This window comes from Polaromonas sp. P1_E3 (assembly GCF_056405935.1).
On record NZ_JBFUBD010000434.1, the window covers coordinates 1 to 2,115 of the forward strand.

Here is a 2,115-nt window from a genome sequence, read left to right on the forward strand (position 1 = left end):
GCGGTAGCGGCACAAGCCTGAGGCTGGGCATCGTCTGGATGCAGTGGCTGCAAACATCAGTACCGTCACCCGCTGCTACTTATTTGATAGCTGGTCGCGCTCGTCGGTATTGGGTAAAACGAGGTTTTACTCGTCAAGACTGCGGGACCCCATCAGAAGTTGCCCGCAGCGGGTTTGCACAAACGGTTCAAGGGGCCGGATCGAATCCAAACCCCAGATAGAGAAAGACGGCGGGCCTTGTCCGGCCCGACCAGTCTTTACTTTTTCATTGCATCCTTACCCATGGCGTCCTTACCCATAGCGTCTTTCCCCATGGCATCCTTACCCATGGTGTCTTTGGCCATGTGGTCCTTTTTCATCTTGTCCTTCTTGGCCATTTTGTCGTCCTTCTTCATGCCATCTTTTGCCATGGCATCCTTGCCCATCGCGTCCTTTCCCATGGCATCTTTCGCCATCGGGTCCTTGGCCATCGCATCTTTTTTCATGCCGTCCTTGGCCATGGCGTCTTTACCCATGGCGTCCTTTTTCATCGCGTCTTGCGCCATGGCGCTGCCACCGGCGAAGAGCATGCAGGCAGACAGGAGGGAAGCGGTCAATTTGTTCATGGTGTTGTCCTTGAGTGGTGATAAATGGATGGGTTGAGTGAAAAAAGGCAATCGTTAATCAATGAGTGCCCGCGTTGCAGGGTCTCCGAGCGGCGCTCAGCTACCTCCGAACCAGTTGTAGCCCTGGTCTTCCCAGTAGCTCCCAGGGTAGGTGTTGGTCACAAAAATCGCCTGGATGTGTTTGGGGTTCTTGTAGCCCAGCTTGGTGGGCATACGCAGCTTCATCGGGAAGCCGTATTTAGGCGGCAGCGGTTGGCCGTCGTAGGTCAGCGCCAGCAATGTTTGCGGGTGCAGCGCGGTGGGCATGTCGATGCTGGTGAAGTAGTCGTCGGCGCATTTGAAACCGATGTACTTCGCGCTCAGGTCGGCCCCCACGTGTCGCAGGAACGTGCCGAAATGCACGCCGCCCCATTTGCCGATCGCACTCCAGCCTTCCACGCAGATGTGGCGGGTGACCTGGTCCACCTGCGCCATGGCGCGCAGCTCGGGCAGCGCCCACTTGCGCCTGTCGGCCACCATGCCGGTGACTTCCAGCCGGTAGCTGCTTTCTTCGACCTGCCGGATTTCGTCCTCGCCGTAATAGGCGTTAAAGGGAAAGGGCCGGGTGATCATGGACTCGGGGTAGGTGGGCGCCAGGCGGTTGGGATCAAACAGGAGGCCCTRCACCTCGTCGTTGATGCGCGAAATCTTGCTGAGTGCGGTGTTGACGCTTTCGCTGTCGTCCAGCACGCAGCCTGTCAGCATGGAAAGGCCGCCCAGGGTGAGCGAGGTGCGTAAAAAATTGCGGCGTGCCGTGCTGAGCTTGCGGGTGTGGGCAATGCGCGCAACGGCTTCGTCCAGCACGGCTGCGCTGTCGATGTCCATGCGGGGAGGGGGTTTGATGATCATGGGTAATCCTTGCGGCGGTTGGGCAGTTCGGCGGGTTCAGCGACCGCGAACCATGTAGACAAGGGTGCGCGGCACCAGTGCCACCATCACGAGGTGAACCGCGACGAATGCGGCCAGCGCGGCCATCGCGAAAAAGTGAACCAGCCGTGCACCTTCATAGCCGCCCATCAATTCGCGCAGGAAGGGAAATTGCACAGACTTCCAGAGCACCAGGCCGGAAACGACGAGCAGCACGCTGTCCACCATGACGAAGAGATAGGCCAGGCGCTGCACGGTGTTGTAGTGGCTGGGATCCGCATGGGCCAGCTTGCCTTTGAGGGCCGCCAGCAAGTCGGCGACCAGTGCCCTGGGTGAAAGTGGAAAGAATTTGTTGAAGAGCCTGCGCGTGACGATGTTGAACGCCAGGTAGAGCAGGCCGTTAAAGAACAGCAGCCACATGGCCGCAAAGTGCCACTGCAGCGCGCCGCCCAGCCAGCCGCCCAGCGTGAGGTCTTTGGGAATGCTGAAGCCCAGGAAGGCCGTGGCGTTGTAGATGCGCCAGCCGCTCATCATCAGCACGACCACGGCCAGCGCGTTGAGCCAGTGCATGGCGCGCAACCAGCCGGGGTGGATGATCTGACGG

At 59.5% G+C, this 2,115-nt stretch carries 3 protein-coding genes; all 3 read right to left on the minus strand.

The window, feature by feature from the left end; all coding sequences use genetic code 11:
- Positions 1-257: 257 nt before the first annotated feature.
- The 3 genes from AC1D0Z_RS20210 to AC1D0Z_RS20220 all read right to left on the minus strand — a co-directional run bounded on the left by AC1D0Z_RS20210 (position 258) and on the right by AC1D0Z_RS20220 (position 2,108).
- Positions 258-605: a pentapeptide MXKDX repeat protein gene (locus AC1D0Z_RS20210; RefSeq protein ID WP_477659955.1), complete on the minus strand. Its 348-nt coding sequence runs from the start codon at positions 603-605 to the stop codon at positions 258-260.
- A 96-nt stretch (positions 606-701) separates the two neighbouring features.
- Positions 702-1,493: a molybdopterin-dependent oxidoreductase gene (locus AC1D0Z_RS20215; RefSeq protein ID WP_477659956.1), complete on the minus strand. Its 792-nt coding sequence runs from the start codon at positions 1,491-1,493 to the stop codon at positions 702-704.
- 36 nt (positions 1,494-1,529) lie between these two features.
- Positions 1,530-2,108 carry a cytochrome b/b6 domain-containing protein gene (locus AC1D0Z_RS20220; protein ID WP_477659957.1) on the minus strand — a complete coding sequence of 193 codons (579 nt, stop codon included), beginning with the start codon at positions 2,106-2,108 and terminating at the stop codon, positions 1,530-1,532.
- Positions 2,109-2,115 lie beyond the last annotated feature (7 nt).